Here is an 18,209-nt window from a genome sequence, read left to right on the forward strand (position 1 = left end):
CGTCGTTCGTTCAGGAACGGACGACCGGCTCAGACGCGGCCGGGGAGCGGAGCGCGGACGAGCAGATCGTCCTCCCTCCGTGCGAGTCGCTCCCGGTGCTGCAGAACCGCGCGCACGACGGAACCGAGCACGGCGCCGATCGCCGCTCCGAGGCTGTTCATCACGACGTCGTCGGTGGTGGCGAAGCGGTCCGACAGGAACAGCAGCTGCCCCGTCTCGATGACGGCGCTCGTCGCCGCTCCGATCACGACGGCGAGCCAGGCCCAGCGGGGCCGCAGATGCAGGGCGACGAGGACGCCCAGGGGGACGAACAGCGCGACGTTGGCGGCGCGCTCGATCAGGTCGTAGTCGATCACCCCCAGGCCGTGACGAGCGAGAGCGGCCAGCAGCCGGTCGAGCACGTCCCGCACGCCCGAGTCGACGGGGACGGGCCAGAACGCGACCAGTGCCAGCGCTGCCAGGTACGGGGCGCCGACGGCGAGGGTGAGGCGGGTGAGCGACCGGCTCATGGTGCTCCTCCTGCGGGGACGGTGGCATGCGGCGGGCGGGAAGGACCCAGTCTGCTCGGCGTTCCTCCGAGAGGACCGCCCGTGCGCGGAACAGCGCCTGTGCGGCGCGCCCACGACCGCCGGAGGACCCGGGAACGACGAAGCCCGGCCCGGATCATCGATCCTGGCCGGGCTTCTCACCGGTCGGGGTAGCGGGATTCGAACCCACGACCTCCTCGTCCCGAACGAGGCGCGCTACCAAGCTGCGCCACACCCCGGTGGAGTGCTCGCACCGCTCTCGCGGGCGAACCTCGTCAATGATAGCCGATATTCACGAGCCGGAAGAACGGCCGCGATGCACTCCGACTCAGCTCGCCGGCTCGAGGGTCACGAGCGTCACCTCGGGGCGGCAGGCGAAGCGCACCGGCGCGTAGATCGAGGTGCCGACGCCCGCCGAGACGTTGAGGTAGGAGCTGCGCAGCCCGTTGTCCCAGGTCGTGAACCCGGAGACCTTGTCGCGGGGGATGTCGCAGTTGGTGACGAGGGCGCCGAATCCCGGCACGCAGACCTGTCCGCCGTGCGTGTGCCCGGCGAGGATCAGCTCGGCGCCGCGCGCGACGAAGTCGTCGAGCACGCGCTGGTAGGGGGCGTGCGCCACTCCGATGCTCACGTCCGCCGGACCGTCGGCCGCGGCGCGCAGCTCGTCGACGGAGCCCGCCACCAGGTCGATGCGGTCGCGGGCGATGTGCGGGTCGTCGACGCCGAAGAACTCGATCCGGGTCCCGCCGACCTCGATCGAGGTGGCGGTGTTGTTCAGGTCGGTCCAGCCGAGGTCGTCGGTGAAGTAGCCCGTGAGCGCGGCGGTGTCGAGCCCGGCCTGGTCGGGGCGGGGGTTCTCCGACGGTCCGCGGAAGTAGCGCAGCGGGTTCTTGAGCCGGGGGCCGAAGTAGTCGTTCGAGCCGTGGACGAACACGCCGGGGACGCCCGCGAACGGCTCGAGTGCGCGGCGGATGCCGAGCACGCCGTCGCGGTGGCCGAGGTTGTCGCCCGTGTCCACGATCAGATCGGGGGAGAGAGCGGCGAGCGAACTCAGCCACTCCTGCTTCTTCGACTGCCAGGGGGCCATGTGCAGATCCGAGAGGTGCAGGATCCGCAGCGGCGCCGCTCCCTGCGGCAGCACGGGCACGCTGATCCGGCGGACGGTGAACAGGGTGCGCTCGATGCCGATGCCCCAGACGCCGGCGGCCGCGCCGGCGAGGGCGGCCGTCGCGAGAGCGGTGGTCAGGGGGCGTCGGCTGCGTCCGGTCATGTGTCCTTCTCCCGAGGGTGCGGCCGCGAGGCGCGACCGCGTTCATTCTGCACGACGGCACCGGACGGCCGGTGAGTGCTCATCCGCCGGTAGGAGGCGCGGTGCCGGGCGACGGCGGAGCGGGCGAGGGCGGCGGCGTCGCGGGCCCTGCGCTCACCTGGAGCACGACGGCGCTCCCCCGGGCGATGCGCGAGCCGGCCGGAGGGCTCGTCTGGGCGACGGTGCCGGCGGGGCGATCGGAGGGCACGCGGACGGGGTCGACGCTCACCCGGAAGCCGAGCTGGCGCAGCCGCTCGGAGGCGGCGGCGGGGCTCTGCCCGGTGACCTCGGGCACGGCCTCCTGAGGCGCCTCCACGAGGGAGCGCTGCGGTGACGGGAACGCCGAGCCGCCGTACTTCGCATCGGCGACGCGCATGATCCGCGGCCAGATCTGATGGCGCACCTGACCCGCGTTCACGCCGTTCAGGCGCAGCCCGCGCATGGAGGTCTTGCCGACGACGTTGCCGACCCAGGTCGCCGTGGCGACCTCGGTGCTCGCGCCGACCATCCAGGTGTGCACGGCGTTGTCGGTGGTGCCCGTCTTGCCGATGTGCGGGACGCCGGTGCCGGTCGCGGATGCGCGCCCCGTTCCTCCGGTCATGACCTGCTGCAGGGCGTAGTCGGCCGTGGCCGCCACCGCCTCCGACATCCCCTGCGTGCACTCTGAGGCGGGAGGAGCGACGTCCGCCCCGGTGCGGTCGACGATGCGGTCGATCGCGATCGGGGTGCAGACGGTGCCCTTGTTGGCGAAGCCCGCGAAGGCGGTCGCCATGGTCAGCGGAGCGATCTCGTTGGTGCCGAGGATCGTGGGTGCGAACTTCTGCAGTTCCGTGCCGTCGGCGCGGTGCACGCCCATCGCCAGGGCGGTGTTGCGGATGCCGCAGAGGTCGAGCTGCTCGGCCATCGCGGCGAAGCCCGTGTTGATCGAGCCCTTCGTCGCGTCGAGGACGGAGTAGACGCCTCCGTTGCCGCCCTCGTCGTTCTTGGGGTCCCAGGACTCGCCGTAGTAGATGCCGTCGGGTTCGCAGCTGTCGCGGAAGGTCGTGTACGCGCGGCGCACCCCGTCGACGCTCTCGCCGAGCGAGCGTCCCTCCTGCAGCCACTCCGCGAGGGTGAACACCTTGTAGGTCGATCCCACCTGGAACCCCGACGAGCCGCCGTAGCCGAAGTCGGTGCTGTAGTTGACGCTCGTGTAGTTCGGCCCGGCGACGTCGGGATCGTTCGAGTAGTCCTTGTTCTGCGTCATCGCGAGGATGCGACCGGTGCCCACCTCCACCGAGACGCTCGAGCTGCCGATGTCGATCGATCCCATCGACTTCGGCACCCAGGTGTCGGTCGCCGAGACGGCGGCCTGCTGCAGCTCGCTGTCGAGGGTCGTGTAGATCTGGTACCCGCCGCGCTTGAACGTCGCATCGCGCTCGTCCCGGCTCGCTCCGAACGCGTCGTCGTTCTTGATGACCCAGGTGACGTAGTCGCAGAAGAACGCGGCGATGCCGGCGGTCTGGCAGCCGGTGCTGGGCTCGGTGACGACGGGCGCGATGGGCGTCCCGGCGGCCTCGGCGATCTGCTCCGGAGTGACCTTCGACTCCTTGTCCATCTGCACGAGGATGTAGTTGCGCCGGTTCAGGGTCTCGGGGTACCCCTCGACGGCGAGGTTGGCCGGGTCGTCGGGGCGGTCGAAGCGGAACTTCTCGGGGTTGTTGACGATCGCGATGAGCGCGGCCGACTGCGCCAGGGTGAGGTCGCGGGCGCTCGTGCCGAAGTAGTAGTTCGCGGCGGCCTCGATGCCGTAGACCGTTCCTCCGAACAGCGCGATGTTGAGGTAGCCGAGCAGGATGTCGTTCTTCGGGTACTCCTTCTCGAGGCCGATCGCGAGGCGCATCTCGGCGACCTTGCGCTCCGGAGTCGTCTCGGTCGCCTCGCGGTAGGCGGCGTCGCGCTCGATCGGGTCCGAGAGGGCCTCGGCCTTCTGCACCAGGACGTTCTTCACGTACTGCTGGGTGATCGAGGAGCCGCCCTGCACGCGGCCGCCCATCGCGGTCGTGGCCGCGGCGCGCACGGTGCCGAGGAGGTCGATCCCGCCGTGCTCGTAGAAGCGCGGGTCCTCGGAGGCGACGACGGCGTCCTTCACGAAGGGGGAGATGTCGTCCCAGCCGACCTCGACGCGGTTCTGCGCGTAGAAGGAGGCGAGGAGGACGTCGGCGCCGCTCGCGTCCTTCGCGTAGATGTTGCTCTTCTCGGCGAGGGTGCCGATCTCGAGGTACTCGGGTAGGTTGTCGAACATCTGCACGCCGTTGTTCGCGGCCATGCCGCCCAGCGCGATGGCCGGAGTGATCGACGCGGCCACGAGGATCCCCGCGATCACGCTCATCGCGACCACCCCGATGAGCCCGCCGACGGCGCCTCCGATCGACTTGACGACCCTGGTCCCGCCTGCCCCCGACATAGAATCAGCGTAGTCGCCGCGACCGCACCGGACGCGGCGCACCCCCGCCCGCACCGCCTCGCGGCGGTGCGCCCCGCACTCGAGGAGAGCCATGTCCGTCCCGCGCTGGGAGTACGTCACGACCCCGTTGATGATCCACAACACCACGGCGATCCTGAACACCTGGGGATCCGAGGGCTGGGAGCTGGTGCAGATCGTGACCGGCCCCGAGGGCGGGCTCGTCGCCTACCTCAAGCGCCCCGTCGCCGAGGCCGGCGCGTGAGCGGAGCGGGCATCGCCCAGCGCCTCGCGGAGCTGGGCATCGAGCTGCCCGCCGTCGCCGCCCCCGCGGGCGCGTACGTCCCGGCGGTCGTGCACGAGCACCTCGTCTTCACCGCGGGGCAGATCCCGTTCGTCGACGGCGTCCTGCCCGCGACGGGCAAGGTCGGCTCCGGAGACGGCCTCGTCGACCCCGACGAGGCGAAGGCCCTCGCGCGGATCTGCGCGCTCAACGCCCTCGCGGCGGTCGCCGACGCGATCGGATCGCTCGACCGCGTCACCCGCGTCGTCAAGCTGACCGGCTTCGTCGCCTCCGCTACCGGTTTCACCGGGCAGCCGGGAGTGATCAACGGCGCGTCCGAGCTGCTGGGCGACGTCTTCGGCGAAGCGGGCCGCCACGCGCGCTCGGCGGTCGGAGTCGCGGAGCTGCCGCTCGGCGCTCCGGTCGAGGTCGAGCTGGTCGTCGCCTTCGCCTAGTGCCGGTGCCCGGGGGAGGCCCCCGGGCGCCGCACTCACTCCGCGGCGATCGCGGACGAGATGACGGTCATCACCTGCGTGTCGGCGAGCGTCGTCGTGTCGCCGACGGCCCGTCCCTCCGCGACGTCGCGCAGGAGGCGGCGCATGATCTTGCCCGAGCGGGTCTTGGGCAGCTCCTGCACGATCAGGATGCGCTTCGGGCGAGCGATCGCTCCGATGTGCTCGGCGACGTGCGCCTTGAGGGTCGCCACGAGCTCGTCGTGGCCGCCCGCCAGCGACTCCGCCTGGCTCGCCTTGGCGATCACGAACGCGACGACGGCCTGGCCGGTCGCCTCGTCCGCCGCTCCGACGACCGCGGCCTCGGCCACGACCGGGTGCGAGACGAGCGCCGACTCGATCTCGGCGGTCGAGAGCCGGTGCCCCGACACGTTCATCACGTCGTCGACACGGCCGAGCAGCCAGAGGTCGCCGTCCCGGTCGAGGCGCGCTCCGTCGCCGGCGAAGTACCGGTCGCCGAACTTCGACCAGTAGGTCTCGACGTAGCGCTCGGGATCGCCCCAGATGCCGCGCAGCATCGCGGGCCACGGCTCCGTGATCACGAGGAGGCCGCCGGAGTCCTGGCCGACCGAGCGGCCGGACTCGTCGACGACGTCGATCGAGACGCCGGGCAGCGGCACCTGCGCCGAGCCCGGTTTGAGCGTCGTCACGCCCGGGAGCGGCGACACCATGATCGCCCCGGTCTCGGTCTGCCACCACGTGTCGACGATGGGCGTGCGGCCGCCGCCGATGACGTCGCGGTACCAGACCCACGCCTCCGGGTTGATCGGCTCGCCCACCGAGCCGAGCAGCCGGAGGCTCGAGAGGTCGAAGCGCTGCGGGATCTGGCGGCCGAGCTTCATGAACGAGCGGATCGCCGTGGGCGCGGCGTAGAGGATCGTCACGCCGTACTTCTCGACGATCTCCCACCAGCGGCCGGTGTGCGGAGTGTCGGGGGTGCCCTCGTACATCACCTGCGTCGCTCCGTTGGCCAGCGGCCCGTAGACGACGTAGCTGTGCCCGGTGATCCAGCCGACATCGGCTGTCGACCAGTAGACGTCGGTCTCGGGGTGCAGGTCGAACACCGAGCGGTGCGTGTACGCGACCTGGGTCAGGTAGCCGCCGCTGGTGTGCAGGATGCCCTTGGGCTTCCCGGTGGTGCCGCTCGTGTAGAGGATGAAGAGCGGCTGCTCGGCGGGGAACGCGCGGGCCGTGTGGTCGGCGTCGACCGCGACGATCTCCTCGTGCCACCAGAGGTCGCGGCCGTCCCGCCAGTCGACCGTGTTGCCGCCGCGCTGCACGACGAGCACGTGCTCGACCGTGGAGGGGGAGTCGTCCCCGCCGATCGCGAGGGCGGCGTCGACGGCGGGCTTGAGCGGGAAGACCGAGCCCTTGCGCCAGCCGCCGTCGGCGGTGATGACGAGCTTCGCCTCGGCGTCGTCGATGCGCGCCCGCAGGCTCTCGGCGCTGAAGCCGCCGAAGACGACGGAGTGGACCGCGCCGATGCGCGCGACGGCGAGCATCGCGACGACCGCCTCCGGGATCATCGGGAGATAGATCGCGACGCGGTCGCCCGCGTGCACGCCGAGGCTGGTCAGCAGGTTGGCGGCGCGCTTCACCTCGGCGGTGAGCTGCGCGTAGGTGAGGGTGCGGGTGTCGCCGGGCTCGCCCTCCCAGTGGATCGCGACCCGGTCGCCGTGGCCGGCGAGCACGTGGCGGTCGAGGCAGTTGTAGGCGACGTTCAGCTCGCCGTCGTCGAACCACTTCGCGAAGGGCGGGTCGCTCCAGTCGAGGGTCCGCGTGAACGGGCGGTGCCAGTGCAGCAGCTCGCGGCTGCGCGCGGCCCAGAACGCGAGACGGTCGGCGGCCGCCTCGTCGTAGAGGTCGGCGGTGGCGACGGCGTTCTCTGCGAAGTCGGCGGGGGGAGGGAACCGGCGGGTCTCGTGGAGGAGGTTGTCGATGGTCTCGGAACCCGGGATCACGACGTCGTCGGGGGGAGTGGTCATCTGCGATTCGCTCCTTCGCGAGTGCGCCTGCACGGCCGCTGCCGGCCGATCTCGCTCCACCGTAGCGCGCGGGGGAGGCGGGGCCGGGCGTGTGCCGGTGCCGCGCGCTCGGTGGTGGTCGGCGTGCCCCCGAACGGGTCGGAAATCGGGGGTTGGCGTTTCGGCCTCGGTCACGTACTCTTACATACGGCCGAATGAACTTCGGCTCAGCGGCGCATGTGATTCCCCCCAATCCCGCGCCGCCGAGGCGGCACCTGTTCCCCCCAATGGGTGCCGCCCCCTTCTCTTAACGGCCCGTGCAGGACTCCGGGTCATGTCGCCGCTGGAGCTCGGGCTCGCGGAGGTGGGTCTCTCGGGCTCGTCCGCCGTTCATTCCTCCCCAGCCCCTCGATCGCGGGCGTCTCCACCGATCGGGGTGCTGCGCCGTCGGCGGGAGTGCGTGCGCGCCTAGCGTGCCCGGATGATCGCCGACTTCGTGCCCCTCGTCCCTGCCGAGTTCCGCAGGGAGCCGCCCGCGGCCCCTGCGCCGGCCCACCCTCCCGTCCGGCCGGGAGCGGCCGCCCTCGGGCTCCTGGCGCCGTTCGCCGCCGATCCGGCCGTCACCGACCTCTTCGTCAACGGCGGAGCCGGGCTCTGGGTGGACCGCGGTCAGGGGGCGGTGCGCGAGCCGACCTGGTCGCTCGACGCGTCGGGTGCACGGCGTCTGGCCGTGTCCCTCGTCGCCGCGGGTGGTCGGCACGTCGACGAGGCGAGCCCGTGCGTCGACGTGCGGCTGCGCCACGGCGTCCGTGTCCACGTGGTGCTCCCTCCGGTGGCCACCGCGGGGGCACTGATCTCGGTGCGCGTCCCGCGGGCCGGGGCGTGGAGCCTCGATCAGCTGCAGGCGGCGGGGATGATGGACGACTCCGGTCGCGCCCTGCTGGGCCGCGCGGTCGCGTCGCGGTGGAACCTGCTCGTCTCGGGGGCGGGCGGCTCCGGGAAGACGACGCTGCTCGGAGCGCTGCTGGGGTGCGCGCCGACGCACGAGCGCATCATCGCGATCGAGGACGTGGGGGAGCTGCGGCCCGCGCATCCGCACGTCGTCTCGCTCGAGTCGCGACAGCCCAACCTCGAGGGGGCGGGCGGCGTCGGACTCGACCGGCTCGTGCGCGAAGCGCTGCGGATGCGGCCGGACCGCCTCGTCCTGGGCGAGTGCCGCGGGGCGGAACTGCGGGAGCTGCTCTCGGCGCTGAACACCGGCCACGACGGCGGGGCGGGGACGGTGCACGCGAACTCGCTCGCCGACGTGCCGTCGCGGCTCGAGGCGCTCGGTGCGCTCGCGGGGATGGGACCGGACGCCGTCGCGCGCCAGGCGGTGAGTGCGCTCGATCTCGTGCTGCACCTCGAGCGCCGGGGCGGGCGCCGTCGCCTCGCGTCCTGGGGGTGCTTCGCTCTGGACGACTCCGGACGGCTCCGGATCGCCGAGGGGACGCTGCCCGCTCGGGCCCGGTCGGCACCGTGAGGAGCGCGGACGGGCTGGACGAGGTCGCGGCCGTCGTGCACCGGCTGTCGGTCCTGCTCGCTGCGGGGGTCGCTCCCGCCTCCGCGCTGACGCATCTGGCCGAAGCCGATCCCTCGGGTGCGGCGGGCCCACCGGGTGCGGCTCGACGGAGGCGGCTGCTCCGCTCGGTCGCGCTCGAGGCGGCTCGCGGCGGTGATGCGACGGAGGCGCTCCTGCGCGGGGTTCCGGAGTCGCGTCGATCCGGCGTCCGTCGCCGCGGTCGGCGGCAGACCCGGGACGGTGGTGAGGCGACGGCCTGGGCGTCCCTCGCCGCGTGCTGGCGGGTGGCCGCCGACTCCGGGGCTCCGGTGGCTGCTGCGCTGACCGAGCTGGCGGAGTCGATGCGCGAGACGGGGCGGGCGCGCCGCGACATCGACGTGGCGCTCGTGGGACCCGCGGCGACCGGGCGGGTGGTCGGCGTGCTGCCGCTCGTGGCGCTGGGCTTCGGGGTGCTCCTGGGGTTCGACGTGGTCGGGGTGCTCGTGGGCACGGTGCCCGGGCTCGTGTGCCTCGGCGGGGGAGCGGCGCTGATGGTGCTCGCGCAGGCGTGGACCCGTCGTCTGGTGCGCGGAGCGGACCCGGGGGAGGCGGCTCCGGGCCTCGCGCTCGACCTGCTCGCGGTCGCGCTCGCCGGAGGAGGGTCCGCCGACGCAGCCCGAGCGCGCGTGCTGGCGGCGCTGGCCGAGTGCGGACTGCCTCCGGACGCCCGAGCGCTCGAGGCCGCGGAGGCGATCCTCGCGCTGTCGACCGGCGCCGGAGTGCCCGCGGGGCGGCTGCTGCGCAGCGAGGCGGCGCTGGTACGGGTGCGGGCCGCGGGTCGTGCCCGGGAGCGGGCCGCGCGACTCGGGGTGACCCTGATGCTGCCGCTGGGCGTGTGCGTGCTGCCCGCCTTCCTGCTGCTGGGCGTCGCTCCGATGATCGTGTCCGTGCTGCTCTCGACCTTCGACGTCACGCGGTGAGCGGGCTCCTCCCCAGGCGGCATCGAACCGCGCTCTCCACCGATCGGTCGATCGGCTGCGTGCGGGTCGGAGGACCCGGCGATGCTCGTGGTGAGGGGCACAGCACGGGGCGGGAACGGAGCAGGAGAGATGAACGGGTTCGACGGTAGGGGAGCACCGGTGGGCGGGGCGCGGCCGGGGCTGCGCCGACTCGTGGCGGAGGAGGAGGGATCGGCGACCGCCGAGTACGCGATCGCGACGATGGCCGCGGTCGGCTTCGCGGGTCTGCTGGTGGTGATCCTCAAGGGGGACGAGGTGCGCGGGATCCTGACCGACCTCGTCACCCGCGCGCTGACGTCCGGCGGATGAGGGGCCGCGCCGGCAGGGCGGTGCGGCGAGCGGCGGAGGAGGACGGATCGGCGAGCGCGGAGCTGGCGGTCGTCCTCCCCGCGGTGGTCGTGGTGCTGGCGCTGTGCCTGGGCTCGGTCGCAGCGTCGGCCCAGTACGTGCGGCTGGTGGATGCGACGGCCGACAGCGCGCGGTCCTCCGCTCGGGGAGATGATCCCGCGGGGCCGGTGGCGCGGGTCGACGTGGAGGCGGCGGTCGCGGTGGCGGAGGAGGGCGGTCTCGTGTGCGTGAGCGTGGCGGCCCGGCTGCGGCCGCTCCCGGTGCTCGAGGTGCCGGTGGAGGTGCGCTCGTGCGCGCTGGGCGGTGGCAGGTGAGGCGGCGCACGGCGGCGGGGCGGAGGGATCGGCCACCGTGGGCTCTCCGCAACGGGTCGCTCCGCGGCGAGCCGTTCCGCGGCGAGGACGGCTCGGCGGCGACGGCGGTCGTCGGTGTCGTGGCGGGCACGATCCTCGTCACCGCTGCGGTGCTCGCGGGATGCGGCGGTGTGATCGGGCATCAGCGCGCGGTGGCCGCGGCGGACGCGGCGGCGCTCGCCGCGGCCGACGTCGCCTCCGGGCTGCTGGCCGGGGCGCCGTGCACCGAGGCTCAGCGGGTGGCGGAAGCGGGTTCGGCGACGCTGTCGGAGTGCGCAGTGGAAGGAGGAGTCGCGACCGTCTCGGTCTCCGTCTCCGTCGGTCCGCTCGCGCTGCCCGCGCGGTCGAGGGCCGGTCCGCCGCCCTGATGGACGGGGCGCCGCCCGGACGACCCGTCAGCCGCCGTCCGGATCAGTCGGAGCTGAGGCGCTGGTACCGGTAGGCGGCGGCCGTGGGCTGCGACCCCGCGCCCTCGTCGTGCTCGAGGGAGCCGGCGAGGAGGTAGACCCAGCGGGAGGAGCCGCGGCCGGTCGGGATCTCGACCCGGGCGGCGGGAACGCCGTCGTCGCCGTACGGGCGGCGGAGCGTCTTGCCCTCGAGAGGGCCGTCCGCGAGCTTCGCCGTGTACGCGGCGAGCGTGTCGGACGGGCGGAGGGAGGAAGAAGGAGTGTGCGTCGTTGCCATGCACCTCATCATGCGCCGATCGGGCCGCGACGTCACCAGGAGCGGCTCGACGGACCTCCTCGCGTTCGGCGTGCTCAGGGCCCGCTCTCAGCCTCATCCGGCACCCGCGGGGGCCTCGGTCCCCGGACTCGGTGTGTATGGTGTGCCTGTCGGGCGCCCGAGGCCCACGCGAACGGGACACCGTTCCCCGTGCGGCCGCCGCGCACCGCCTCCCCGCAGACGGGGACCCGTCGGACGGCCCGCCCGTCCGACCCGACAGCATCAACCGAGGAGAACTGTGTCCGGCACGAAGAAGCTGGTGATCGTCGAGTCGCCGGCGAAAGCCAAGACCATCGCCCAGTACCTGGGCGACGGGTACGAGGTGCTCGCCTCCGTCGGTCACATCCGCGACCTCATCGAGCCCAAGAACCTCCCGCCCGAGCTCAAGAAGGGCCCGCTGGGCAAGTTCTCGGTCGACGTCGACAACGGCTTCGAGCCGTACTACGTCGTGTCGGACCAGAAGAAGAAGACGGTCGCCGATCTCAAGCGGGCGCTGAAGAACGCCGACGAGCTCTTCCTCGCGACGGATGAGGACCGCGAGGGCGAGGCCATCGCGTGGCACCTCCTCGAGGAGCTCAAGCCCAAGGTCCCCGTGCACCGGATGGTCTTCCACGAGATCACCAAGGACGCGATCCAGAAGGCCAGCCAGAACACCCGCGACATCGACACCTCCCTGGTCGACGCGCAGGAGACCCGCCGGATCCTCGACCGCCTCTACGGCTACGAGATCTCGCCGGTGCTCTGGCGCAAGGTGGGCCCCGGACTCTCGGCCGGTCGCGTGCAGTCGGCCGCCACCCGCCTCGTCGTCGACCGCGAGCGCGAGCGGCTCGCGTTCGTCTCGGCGAGCTACTGGGACCTCGCGACCGTGCTCGCCCCCGAGGCCGACGCCTCGGCGGGCTTCGACGCCCGACTGGCGCGCCTCGACGGCAAGCGCATCGGCAGCGGCCGCGACTTCGACGACCGCGGCGAGCTCAAGAGCGACGTCACCGTGCTCGACGAGACCAGCGCCACCGCACTGGCCACGGCTCTGCGCGACCCGGCGACCCTCGTGCGCGTCACGAACCTCGAGTCGAAGCCCTACTCGCGGCGCCCCGCCGCTCCGTTCACCACGTCGACCCTCCAGCAGGAGGCGGCGCGCAAGCTCCGCTTCTCGGCCCGCCAGACCATGAGCGTGGCGCAGTCGCTGTACGAGAACGGCTTCATCACCTACATGAGGACCGACTCGCCCAACCTGTCGCAGCAGGCGATCACCGCGGCGCGCTCGCAGGCGACCGCGCTCTACGGTGCCGAGACGGTGCCCGACAAGCCGCGCCTCTACTCCGGCAAGAACAAGAACGCGCAGGAGGCGCACGAGGCGATCCGCCCCGCCGGCGAGACCTTCCGCACCCCCGACCAGCTCGCGGGGACCCTCCGCGGCAACGACCACCGCCTCTACGACCTGATCTGGAAGCGCACCGTCGCCTCCCAGATGGCCGACGCCAAGGGCTCGACCGCCACGGTCACCCTCGAGGCGAACCCGGCCGGCGACACCACCCGCAGCGCCGAGTTCACCGCGTCCGGCACGGTCATCACCTTCCGCGGCTTCCTGCTCGCCTACGAGGAAGGCCGCGACGAGGAGCGCCACGGCGCCCGCGACGAGAAGGACGCCAAGCTCCCCGTGCTCGAGGTCGGCCAGTCCCTCGTGGTCGCCGAGGTCGAGGCGAAGGGCCACGAGACGTCGCCGCCGCCGCGCTACACGGAGGCGAGCCTCGTCAAGTCGCTCGAAGAGCTGGGGATCGGGCGCCCCTCGACGTACGCGTCGATCATCTCGACCATCGTCGACCGCGGATACGTCACTCCGCGCGGCACGGCGCTCGTGCCGAACTGGATCGCCTTCTCGGTCGTGCGCCTGCTCGAGGACTTCTTCTCGGACCTCGTGGAGTACGACTTCACGGCCGAGATGGAGGGCGACCTCGACCGCATCGCCGGCGGCGAGGAGGACCGGGTCGACTGGCTCAACCGCTTCTACTTCGGCGGCGGCGCGCACCCCGGACTCCGGAACGTCGTCGACAACCTCGGCGAGATCGACGCCAAGAGCATCAACTCCATCCGCATCACCGACGACATCACGCTGCGGATCGGCAAGTACGGCCCGTACCTCGAGGTCGCCGAGGAGGAGGGACAGGAGACGCCGCGCCGCGTCAACCTGCCGCTCGAGCTCGCCCCCGACGAGCTGACTCCCGCCAAGGCGCAGGAGCTCATCGACGCGCCGGTGCAGACCGACCGGGTGCTCGGCAGCAACCCCGACACCGGGAAGACCGTCGTCGTCAAGGACGGGCGCTTCGGCCCGTACGTGACCGAGGTCGACCCCGAGCCCGAGACGACCGCCGACCCGGCGACGGGCGAGGTCGTCGAGCCCGCCCCGGCCAAGCGCGGGGCGAAGAAGCCCGCGGTCGTCAAGCCGCGCACCTCCTCCCTCTTCAAGTCGATGGACGTCGCGACGGTCGACCTGGCCACGGCGCTCCGCCTGCTGGACCTGCCCCGCACGGTCGGCGAGGACCCCGAGACGGGTGAGCCGATCACGGCGCAGAACGGCCGCTACGGCCCGTACCTCAAGAAGGGCACGGACAGCCGCTCGCTCACCAGCGAGGACCAGATCTTCGAGGTCGACCTGCCCGCCGCTCTGGAGGTGTTCGCGCAGCCCAAGTACGGAGCGAAGCGGGCGTCGAGCGCTCTCAAGGAGTTCGAGGCCGACCCGGTGAGCGGCAAGCCGATCCGCATCCGCGACGGCCGCTTCGGCGCCTACGTCACCGACGGCGAGACGAACGTCACGATCCCCAAGGGCCAGACGATCGAGGAGATCGACTTCGAGCAGGCCGTGCAGATGCTCGCCGACAAGCGCGCCAAGGGGCCGGTCAAGAAGGCACCCGCGAAGCGCGCACCCGCCAAGAAGCCGGCGGCGAAGACGACTGCGGCCAAGACCACCGCGGCGAAGACCACCGCGGCGAAGACCACCGCGGCGAAGACCACGGCGGCCAAGACCACGGCGGCGAAGACGACGGCGAAGACCACCGCAGCGAAGACCACCACCACCCGCAAGCCGGCCGCGAAGAAGCCCGCGGCCGCATCGGAGGCGACGGGCACCGCGGAGTGACCGGGCTGTTCGTCACCCTCGAGGGCGGGGACGGCGCGGGCAAGACGACGCAGGCCCGGCTGCTCGAGGAGTGGCTGGGCTCGCGGGGCGAGACCGTCGTGCGCACCCGGGAGCCGGGCGGCACGGAGGTGGGGGTGCAGATCCGCGAGATCGTCCTCCACCACCGCGGCGACATCGACCCGCGCGCCGAGGCCCTGCTCTACGCGGCGGACCGCGCCCAGCACATCGGCACGCTGGTGCGGCCGGCCATCGAGCGCGGCGAGGTGGTGGTCCAGGACCGCTACATCGACTCCTCCGTCGCCTATCAGGGGGCGGGACGCGTGCTCGACGCGGACGAGGTGAGGCGCCTCTCGGAGTGGGCGACCCACGACTTCCGCCCCGATCTCACGGTGCTGCTCGATCTCGATCCGGCGGCGGCCCGCTCGCGCCTGGACGCCGCCCGCACCCGGTTCGATCGGCTCGAGGCCGAGAAGGCGGAGTTCCACGAGAGGGTGCGCGGCGCGTTCCTCGCGATCGCCCGATCCGACCCCGAGCGCTTCCTCGTGCTCGACGCCGCCCTCCCCGTCGAGGAGCTCGCCGCTGCTGTGCGCTCGCGCGTGGAGGAGCTCCTCGAGCGCGACGGCGGCACTGTCGGCGGCGGTCCTGTCGGTACTCGCGGGTAGCGTGGACGCGTGAACGTCTGGAGCCAGCTCGTCGGCCAGGAGCACGCCATCGGCGCCCTGCGCGACGCCTCCACGCCCCGCTCCGCCTCGGGTGACGAGTCGGCGTCGATGACGCACTCGTGGCTCATCACCGGCCCGCCCGGCTCCGGCCGCTCGAACCTCGCCTACGCGTTCGCCTCGGCGCTGCTGTGCCGGAACGGGGGCTGCGGCGAGTGCCCGGACTGCCGGCAGGTCGCGGCCCGGTCGCACCCCGATCTCTCCGTCCTCGCGACCGAGCGCGTGATCATCTCGATCGAGGAGGTGCGCAAGCTCGTCTCGAGCTCGCAGTACTCGCCGTCCGTCTCGCGCTACCGCGTGATGGTGATCGAGGACGCCGATCGGATGAGCGAGCGCACGTCGAACGTGCTGCTGAAGGCGCTCGAGGAGCCGCCCGAGCGCACGGTCTGGATCCTCTGCGCGCCCAGCGAGGCCGACCTGCTGCCCACCATCCGCTCCCGGGTGCGCTCGGTGCGCCTGCGGGTCCCGAGCGTCGAGGACGTCGCCGGGCTGCTCGAGCGGCGCGACGGGGTCGACTCCGAGACCGCGGAGCGCGCGGCCCGCCAGGCGCAGAGCCACATCGGTATGGCGCACCGCCTCGCCACCGATGCGAACGCGCGTGCGCGGCGCGAGGAGACGCTCCGGATCGCCCTGCGCCTGCGCGGGGTGTCGGACGCCGTGCTGGGGGCCGCCCGCCTGATCGAGGTCGCGACCGACGATGCGAAGGCGATCACCCTCGAGCGCGACGAGGTCGAGCGCGCCCAGGCCCTGCGTTCGCTCGGAGTCGAGCCGGGGGGCACGATCCCGCCTCAGCTGCGCTCGCAGCTGAGGGCCCTCGAGGAGGACCAGAAGCGCCGCGCGACGCGGAGCCTCCGCGACGGTCTCGACCGGATCCTCGTCGACCTGCTCTCGCTCTACCGCGACGTCGTCCGCCTGCAGCTCGGTGCGCCGGGCGGGGTCATCAACGAGGAGGTCCGCGCCGAGATGACCGCGCTCGCCGACGCCACCCGGCCCGAGCGCACCCTCGCGGTGCTCGAGGCCGTCTCGACGGCGCGGCAGCGGATCGACGCCAACGTGTCGCCGGTCCTCGCGCTGGAGGCGATGCTCGTGGTCGCCGCCCGCCGTCCGGTGGCGGCGTGAGGCGCGCGGGGCGCTCGCTCGCCGCAGCCGCCGTGATCGCCGCGTCGGCTCTGCTCGCCGGGTGCTTCGCGCCGACCCCGTCCGCGACGTCCACGCCCGCCGCGCAGCCGGTCGAGGCGCCGCTCGAGCCGTACTACGGCCAGGTCCTCGTCTGGGACGACTGCGGCGACGGCGCGCAGTGCACGGAGGCGACGGTCCCGCTCGACTGGGACGAGCCCGCGGGGGAGACGGCGACGATCGCCCTCGTGCGCCACCCGGCCGCCGAGCAGCCGGCGCTCGGCTCCCTGCTGGTGAACCCCGGAGGCCCCGGCGCCTCGGGAGTCGACTTCGTCCGCGACAGCGTCGACTACGCCGTCGACGAGGAGCTCTCGGCCCGCTACGACGTCGTCGGCTTCGACCCGCGGGGCGTCGGCGCCTCGACGGCCGTCACCTGCCTCGACGACGCAGGACTCGACTCCTACCTCTACGACATCACCCCGGGCGAGCGGGGGAGCGACGAGTGGATCGCCGCCCAGCGCACCGCGTCGTCCGCCTTCGCCGACGCCTGCGCCGAGCGCAGCGGCTCCCTGCTCGGCGAGGTCGGGACGCCGAACGCGGCGCGCGACCTCGACGTGCTGCGCGCCGCGCTCGGCGACGAGACGCTGAACTACCTCGGCTACTCCTACGGCACGTTCCTCGGCGCGACGTACGCGGGACTCTTCCCCGAGCGGGTCGGCCGCCTCGTGCTCGACGGCGCGATCGATCCGTCCGCGACCTCGCTCGACGTGGTGCGCGAGCAGGCGAAGGGGTTCGAGAGCGCCCTGCGCGCCTATCTCGCCGACTGCCTCGGCTCGGCCGACTGCCCCTTCTCCGGCTCCGTCGAGGACGGGATGGATCAGGTGCGGTCGATGCTCGAGCGGGTCGACGCGTCCGGGATCCGCGCGGGCGACGGCCGGGTCCTGGGGGCGAACACGCTCTTCACCGCGATCGTCTACCCGCTCTACGACGCGGGAGCGTGGGGCGCCCTCAGCGAGATGCTCGCCGAGGTGCAGTCGGGCACGGCGACGACCGCGTTCCAGTACGCCGACGCGTACAACGGACGCGACGCCGACGGCGCGTACCGCGACAACGCCACCGAGGCCTTCCTCGCGATCAACTGCGTCGACTACTCCTACACCGGCGACGTGGCCGCGATTCGCGCCGATGCGGCGGCGCTCGAGGAGGCCGCCCCGACGATCGGGCGCTACATGGCGTACGGCGACATCCTCTGCAGCGAGTGGCCCGCCCGCTTCGAGGGCTCGCGGGAGCCCATCGCGGCGGAGGGATCCGCGCCGATCCTCGTGGTCGGCACCACCAACGATCCGGCCACGCCCTACGTGTGGTCCCAGGCCCTCGCCGGCCAGCTCGCCGAGGGGCACCTCCTCACCTACACGGGCGAGGGTCACACCGCCTACAACAAGTCCAACCCGTGCGTGAACGACACGGTCGACGCCTACCTCCTCGAGGGCGTCGTGCCATCGGAGGATCCGCAGTGCTGAGAGAGACAGAGCCGACCGCCCCCCGCCCCGGTCTCCGGGAGCGCAAGCGTCTCGCCACCCGGCGCGCGATCGAGATGGCGGTGCTCCGCCTCGCCGCCGAGCGCGGACCCGACCGCGTGACCATCGAGGACGTGTCGCGGCAGGCCGACGTCTCGACGCGCACGTTCTTCAACTACTTCGCGTCGAAGGAGGACGCCCTCGTCGGCGGACTCCCGGTGATCACCGACGAGACGGCCGCCGCCTTCGTCGAGGGGGAGGGGCCGGTCCTCGACGCCCTGCAGAGCGTCTTCGTCGCCGCGATGGAGGAGCCGATGGAGGACGACCGCGAGCTGCACCTGCTCCGGCGCGAGCTGTTCCGCGAGCATCCGCAGCTGGTGGGCCTCAAGATCGCCGGCATGCGCGACTTCGAGGTCGCCGTGGAGCAGCTGGTCGCCGACCGCCTCGCCCGCACCGAGCAGGACCCCGACGTCGCACGCAGCCGGGCGCGCATGCTCACGCTCGTCGGGCTCGCGGCGATGCGCCACGCGTGGGTCTGCTGGGCCGACCAGGACGGCCGGGTGGCGCTGCCGGGCCGGGTCGCCGCGTCGTTCGAGGAGCTGCGCTCGGTCCTGGCCTGAGGGGCCGTCGGGGGTCGGGAGCCGCGCCGGTCGTGTTCACGGCCGGGCTCGCGACCGTATATGCTGTGTACTCGTGTCCGGGG

17 protein-coding genes and 1 tRNA gene are annotated in these 18,209 nt (G+C 72.8%); 12 read left to right on the forward strand and 6 right to left on the reverse strand.

Features of this window, described 5'->3' with window-relative positions:
• Positions 1-29 precede the first annotated feature (29 nt).
• The 4 genes from ASF48_RS11445 to ASF48_RS11460 all read right to left on the reverse strand — a co-directional run bounded on the left by ASF48_RS11445 (position 30) and on the right by ASF48_RS11460 (position 4,282).
• Positions 30-509: a VanZ family protein gene (locus ASF48_RS11445; protein ID WP_055791255.1), complete on the reverse strand. Its 480-nt coding sequence runs from the start codon at positions 507-509 to the stop codon at positions 30-32.
• A 183-nt stretch (positions 510-692) separates the two neighbouring features.
• A tRNA-Pro gene (locus ASF48_RS11450) sits at positions 693-766 on the reverse strand.
• Between the two features lie 89 nt (positions 767-855).
• On the reverse strand, positions 856-1,797 hold the full coding sequence (locus ASF48_RS11455) for a metallophosphoesterase (protein WP_055791257.1): 942 nt from the start codon (positions 1,795-1,797) through the stop codon (positions 856-858).
• Positions 1,798-1,876: 79 nt separating this feature from the next.
• Positions 1,877-4,282 carry a penicillin-binding protein gene (locus ASF48_RS11460; RefSeq protein WP_055791260.1) on the reverse strand — a complete coding sequence of 802 codons (2,406 nt, stop codon included), beginning with the start codon at positions 4,280-4,282 and terminating at the stop codon, positions 1,877-1,879.
• A 91-nt stretch (positions 4,283-4,373) separates the two neighbouring features.
• On the opposite strand from ASF48_RS11460, the gene ASF48_RS19810 reads away from it, so the two are divergent.
• Both ASF48_RS19810 and ASF48_RS11465 read left to right on the forward strand, forming a co-directional pair.
• Positions 4,374-4,544 carry a hypothetical protein gene (locus tag ASF48_RS19810; RefSeq protein ID WP_165759626.1) on the forward strand — a complete coding sequence of 57 codons (171 nt, stop codon included), beginning with the start codon at positions 4,374-4,376 and terminating at the stop codon, positions 4,542-4,544.
• The gene (locus tag ASF48_RS11465) at positions 4,541-5,017 is read left to right on the forward strand and encodes a RidA family protein (protein ID WP_055791263.1); all 477 of its coding nucleotides are present in this window, start codon (positions 4,541-4,543) and stop codon (positions 5,015-5,017) included. Before ASF48_RS19810 ends, ASF48_RS11465 begins: the two co-directional genes overlap by 4 nt.
• A 35-nt stretch (positions 5,018-5,052) precedes the next feature.
• Here ASF48_RS11465 and acs read toward each other — a convergent pair whose 3' ends face one another.
• Entirely contained in the window at positions 5,053-7,059 is a 2,007-nt protein-coding gene (acs, locus tag ASF48_RS11470; protein WP_055791266.1) for an acetate--CoA ligase, read from the reverse strand.
• Between the two features lie 460 nt (positions 7,060-7,519).
• On the opposite strand from acs, the gene ASF48_RS11475 reads away from it, so the two are divergent.
• The 5 genes from ASF48_RS11475 to ASF48_RS11495 all read left to right on the forward strand — a co-directional run bounded on the left by ASF48_RS11475 (position 7,520) and on the right by ASF48_RS11495 (position 10,666).
• Positions 7,520-8,560, forward strand: a complete 1,041-nt coding sequence (locus tag ASF48_RS11475; protein WP_082481319.1) for a TadA family conjugal transfer-associated ATPase — start codon at positions 7,520-7,522, stop codon at positions 8,558-8,560.
• On the forward strand, positions 8,557-9,558 hold the full coding sequence (locus ASF48_RS11480; RefSeq protein WP_055791269.1) for a type II secretion system F family protein: 1,002 nt from the start codon (positions 8,557-8,559) through the stop codon (positions 9,556-9,558). The genes ASF48_RS11475 and ASF48_RS11480 overlap by 4 nt, the downstream gene beginning before the upstream one ends.
• A gap of 129 nt (positions 9,559-9,687) precedes the next feature.
• Complete coding sequence (locus ASF48_RS11485) at positions 9,688-9,906, forward strand: DUF4244 domain-containing protein (RefSeq protein WP_055791279.1); 219 nt, start codon at positions 9,688-9,690, stop codon at positions 9,904-9,906.
• Entirely contained in the window at positions 9,903-10,259 is a 357-nt protein-coding gene (locus tag ASF48_RS11490; RefSeq protein WP_055791282.1) for a TadE family type IV pilus minor pilin, read from the forward strand. The genes ASF48_RS11485 and ASF48_RS11490 overlap by 4 nt, the downstream gene beginning before the upstream one ends.
• Positions 10,256-10,666 (forward strand): Rv3654c family TadE-like protein, encoded by a 411-nt coding sequence (locus tag ASF48_RS11495; protein ID WP_157603150.1) that lies wholly within the window; start codon positions 10,256-10,258, stop codon positions 10,664-10,666. The genes ASF48_RS11490 and ASF48_RS11495 overlap by 4 nt, the downstream gene beginning before the upstream one ends.
• Before the next feature lie 43 nt (positions 10,667-10,709).
• On the opposite strand, the gene ASF48_RS11500 is transcribed toward ASF48_RS11495, so the two are convergent.
• Positions 10,710-10,982, reverse strand: coding sequence for a hypothetical protein (locus tag ASF48_RS11500; protein ID WP_055791285.1), 273 nt, complete (start codon positions 10,980-10,982; stop codon positions 10,710-10,712).
• A 277-nt stretch (positions 10,983-11,259) separates the two neighbouring features.
• On the opposite strand from ASF48_RS11500, the gene topA reads away from it, so the two are divergent.
• The 5 genes from topA to ASF48_RS11525 are packed head-to-tail and all read left to right on the forward strand — an operon-like array spanning position 11,260 to position 18,126.
• On the forward strand, positions 11,260-14,154 hold the full coding sequence (topA, locus tag ASF48_RS11505; RefSeq protein ID WP_055791286.1) for a type I DNA topoisomerase: 2,895 nt from the start codon (positions 11,260-11,262) through the stop codon (positions 14,152-14,154).
• The gene (tmk, locus tag ASF48_RS11510) at positions 14,151-14,816 is read left to right on the forward strand and encodes a dTMP kinase (protein ID WP_055791289.1); all 666 of its coding nucleotides are present in this window, start codon (positions 14,151-14,153) and stop codon (positions 14,814-14,816) included. The genes topA and tmk overlap by 4 nt, the downstream gene beginning before the upstream one ends.
• A 9-nt stretch (positions 14,817-14,825) precedes the next feature.
• Positions 14,826-15,992, forward strand: coding sequence for a DNA polymerase III subunit delta' (locus ASF48_RS11515; RefSeq protein ID WP_055791292.1), 1,167 nt, complete (start codon positions 14,826-14,828; stop codon positions 15,990-15,992).
• Positions 15,989-17,509 (forward strand): alpha/beta hydrolase, encoded by a 1,521-nt coding sequence (locus tag ASF48_RS11520; RefSeq protein WP_055791295.1) that lies wholly within the window; start codon positions 15,989-15,991, stop codon positions 17,507-17,509. Before ASF48_RS11515 ends, ASF48_RS11520 begins: the two co-directional genes overlap by 4 nt.
• Complete coding sequence (locus ASF48_RS11525; protein WP_055791298.1) at positions 17,503-18,126, forward strand: TetR/AcrR family transcriptional regulator; 624 nt, start codon at positions 17,503-17,505, stop codon at positions 18,124-18,126. Before ASF48_RS11520 ends, ASF48_RS11525 begins: the two co-directional genes overlap by 7 nt.
• Positions 18,127-18,209: the final 83 nt, after the last annotated feature.

The sequence above is a fragment of the Rathayibacter sp. Leaf299 genome (assembly GCF_001423055.1).
GTDB classification, from domain to species: domain Bacteria; phylum Actinomycetota; class Actinomycetes; order Actinomycetales; family Microbacteriaceae; genus Rathayibacter; species Rathayibacter caricis.

What these genes read in the sequence shown, in the direction of transcription:
- ASF48_RS11445 (WP_055791255.1), bottom strand. Translation starts at nt 509, where the DNA reads ATGAGCCGGTCGCTCACCCGCCTCACCCTCGCCGTCGGCGCCCCGTAC.
- ASF48_RS11455 (WP_055791257.1), bottom strand. Translation starts at nt 1,797, where the DNA reads ATGACCGGACGCAGCCGACGCCCCCTGACCACCGCTCTCGCGACGGCC.
- ASF48_RS11460 (WP_055791260.1), bottom strand. Translation starts at nt 4,282, where the DNA reads ATGTCGGGGGCAGGCGGGACCAGGGTCGTCAAGTCGATCGGAGGCGCC.
- ASF48_RS19810 (WP_165759626.1), top strand. Translation starts at nt 4,374, where the DNA reads ATGTCCGTCCCGCGCTGGGAGTACGTCACGACCCCGTTGATGATCCAC.
- acs (WP_055791266.1), bottom strand. Translation starts at nt 7,059, where the DNA reads ATGACCACTCCCCCCGACGACGTCGTGATCCCGGGTTCCGAGACCATC.
- ASF48_RS11475 (WP_082481319.1), top strand. Translation starts at nt 7,520, where the DNA reads ATGATCGCCGACTTCGTGCCCCTCGTCCCTGCCGAGTTCCGCAGGGAG.
- ASF48_RS11485 (WP_055791279.1), top strand. Translation starts at nt 9,688, where the DNA reads ATGAACGGGTTCGACGGTAGGGGAGCACCGGTGGGCGGGGCGCGGCCG.
- ASF48_RS11490 (WP_055791282.1), top strand. Translation starts at nt 9,903, where the DNA reads ATGAGGGGCCGCGCCGGCAGGGCGGTGCGGCGAGCGGCGGAGGAGGAC.
- ASF48_RS11500 (WP_055791285.1), bottom strand. Translation starts at nt 10,982, where the DNA reads ATGGCAACGACGCACACTCCTTCTTCCTCCCTCCGCCCGTCCGACACG.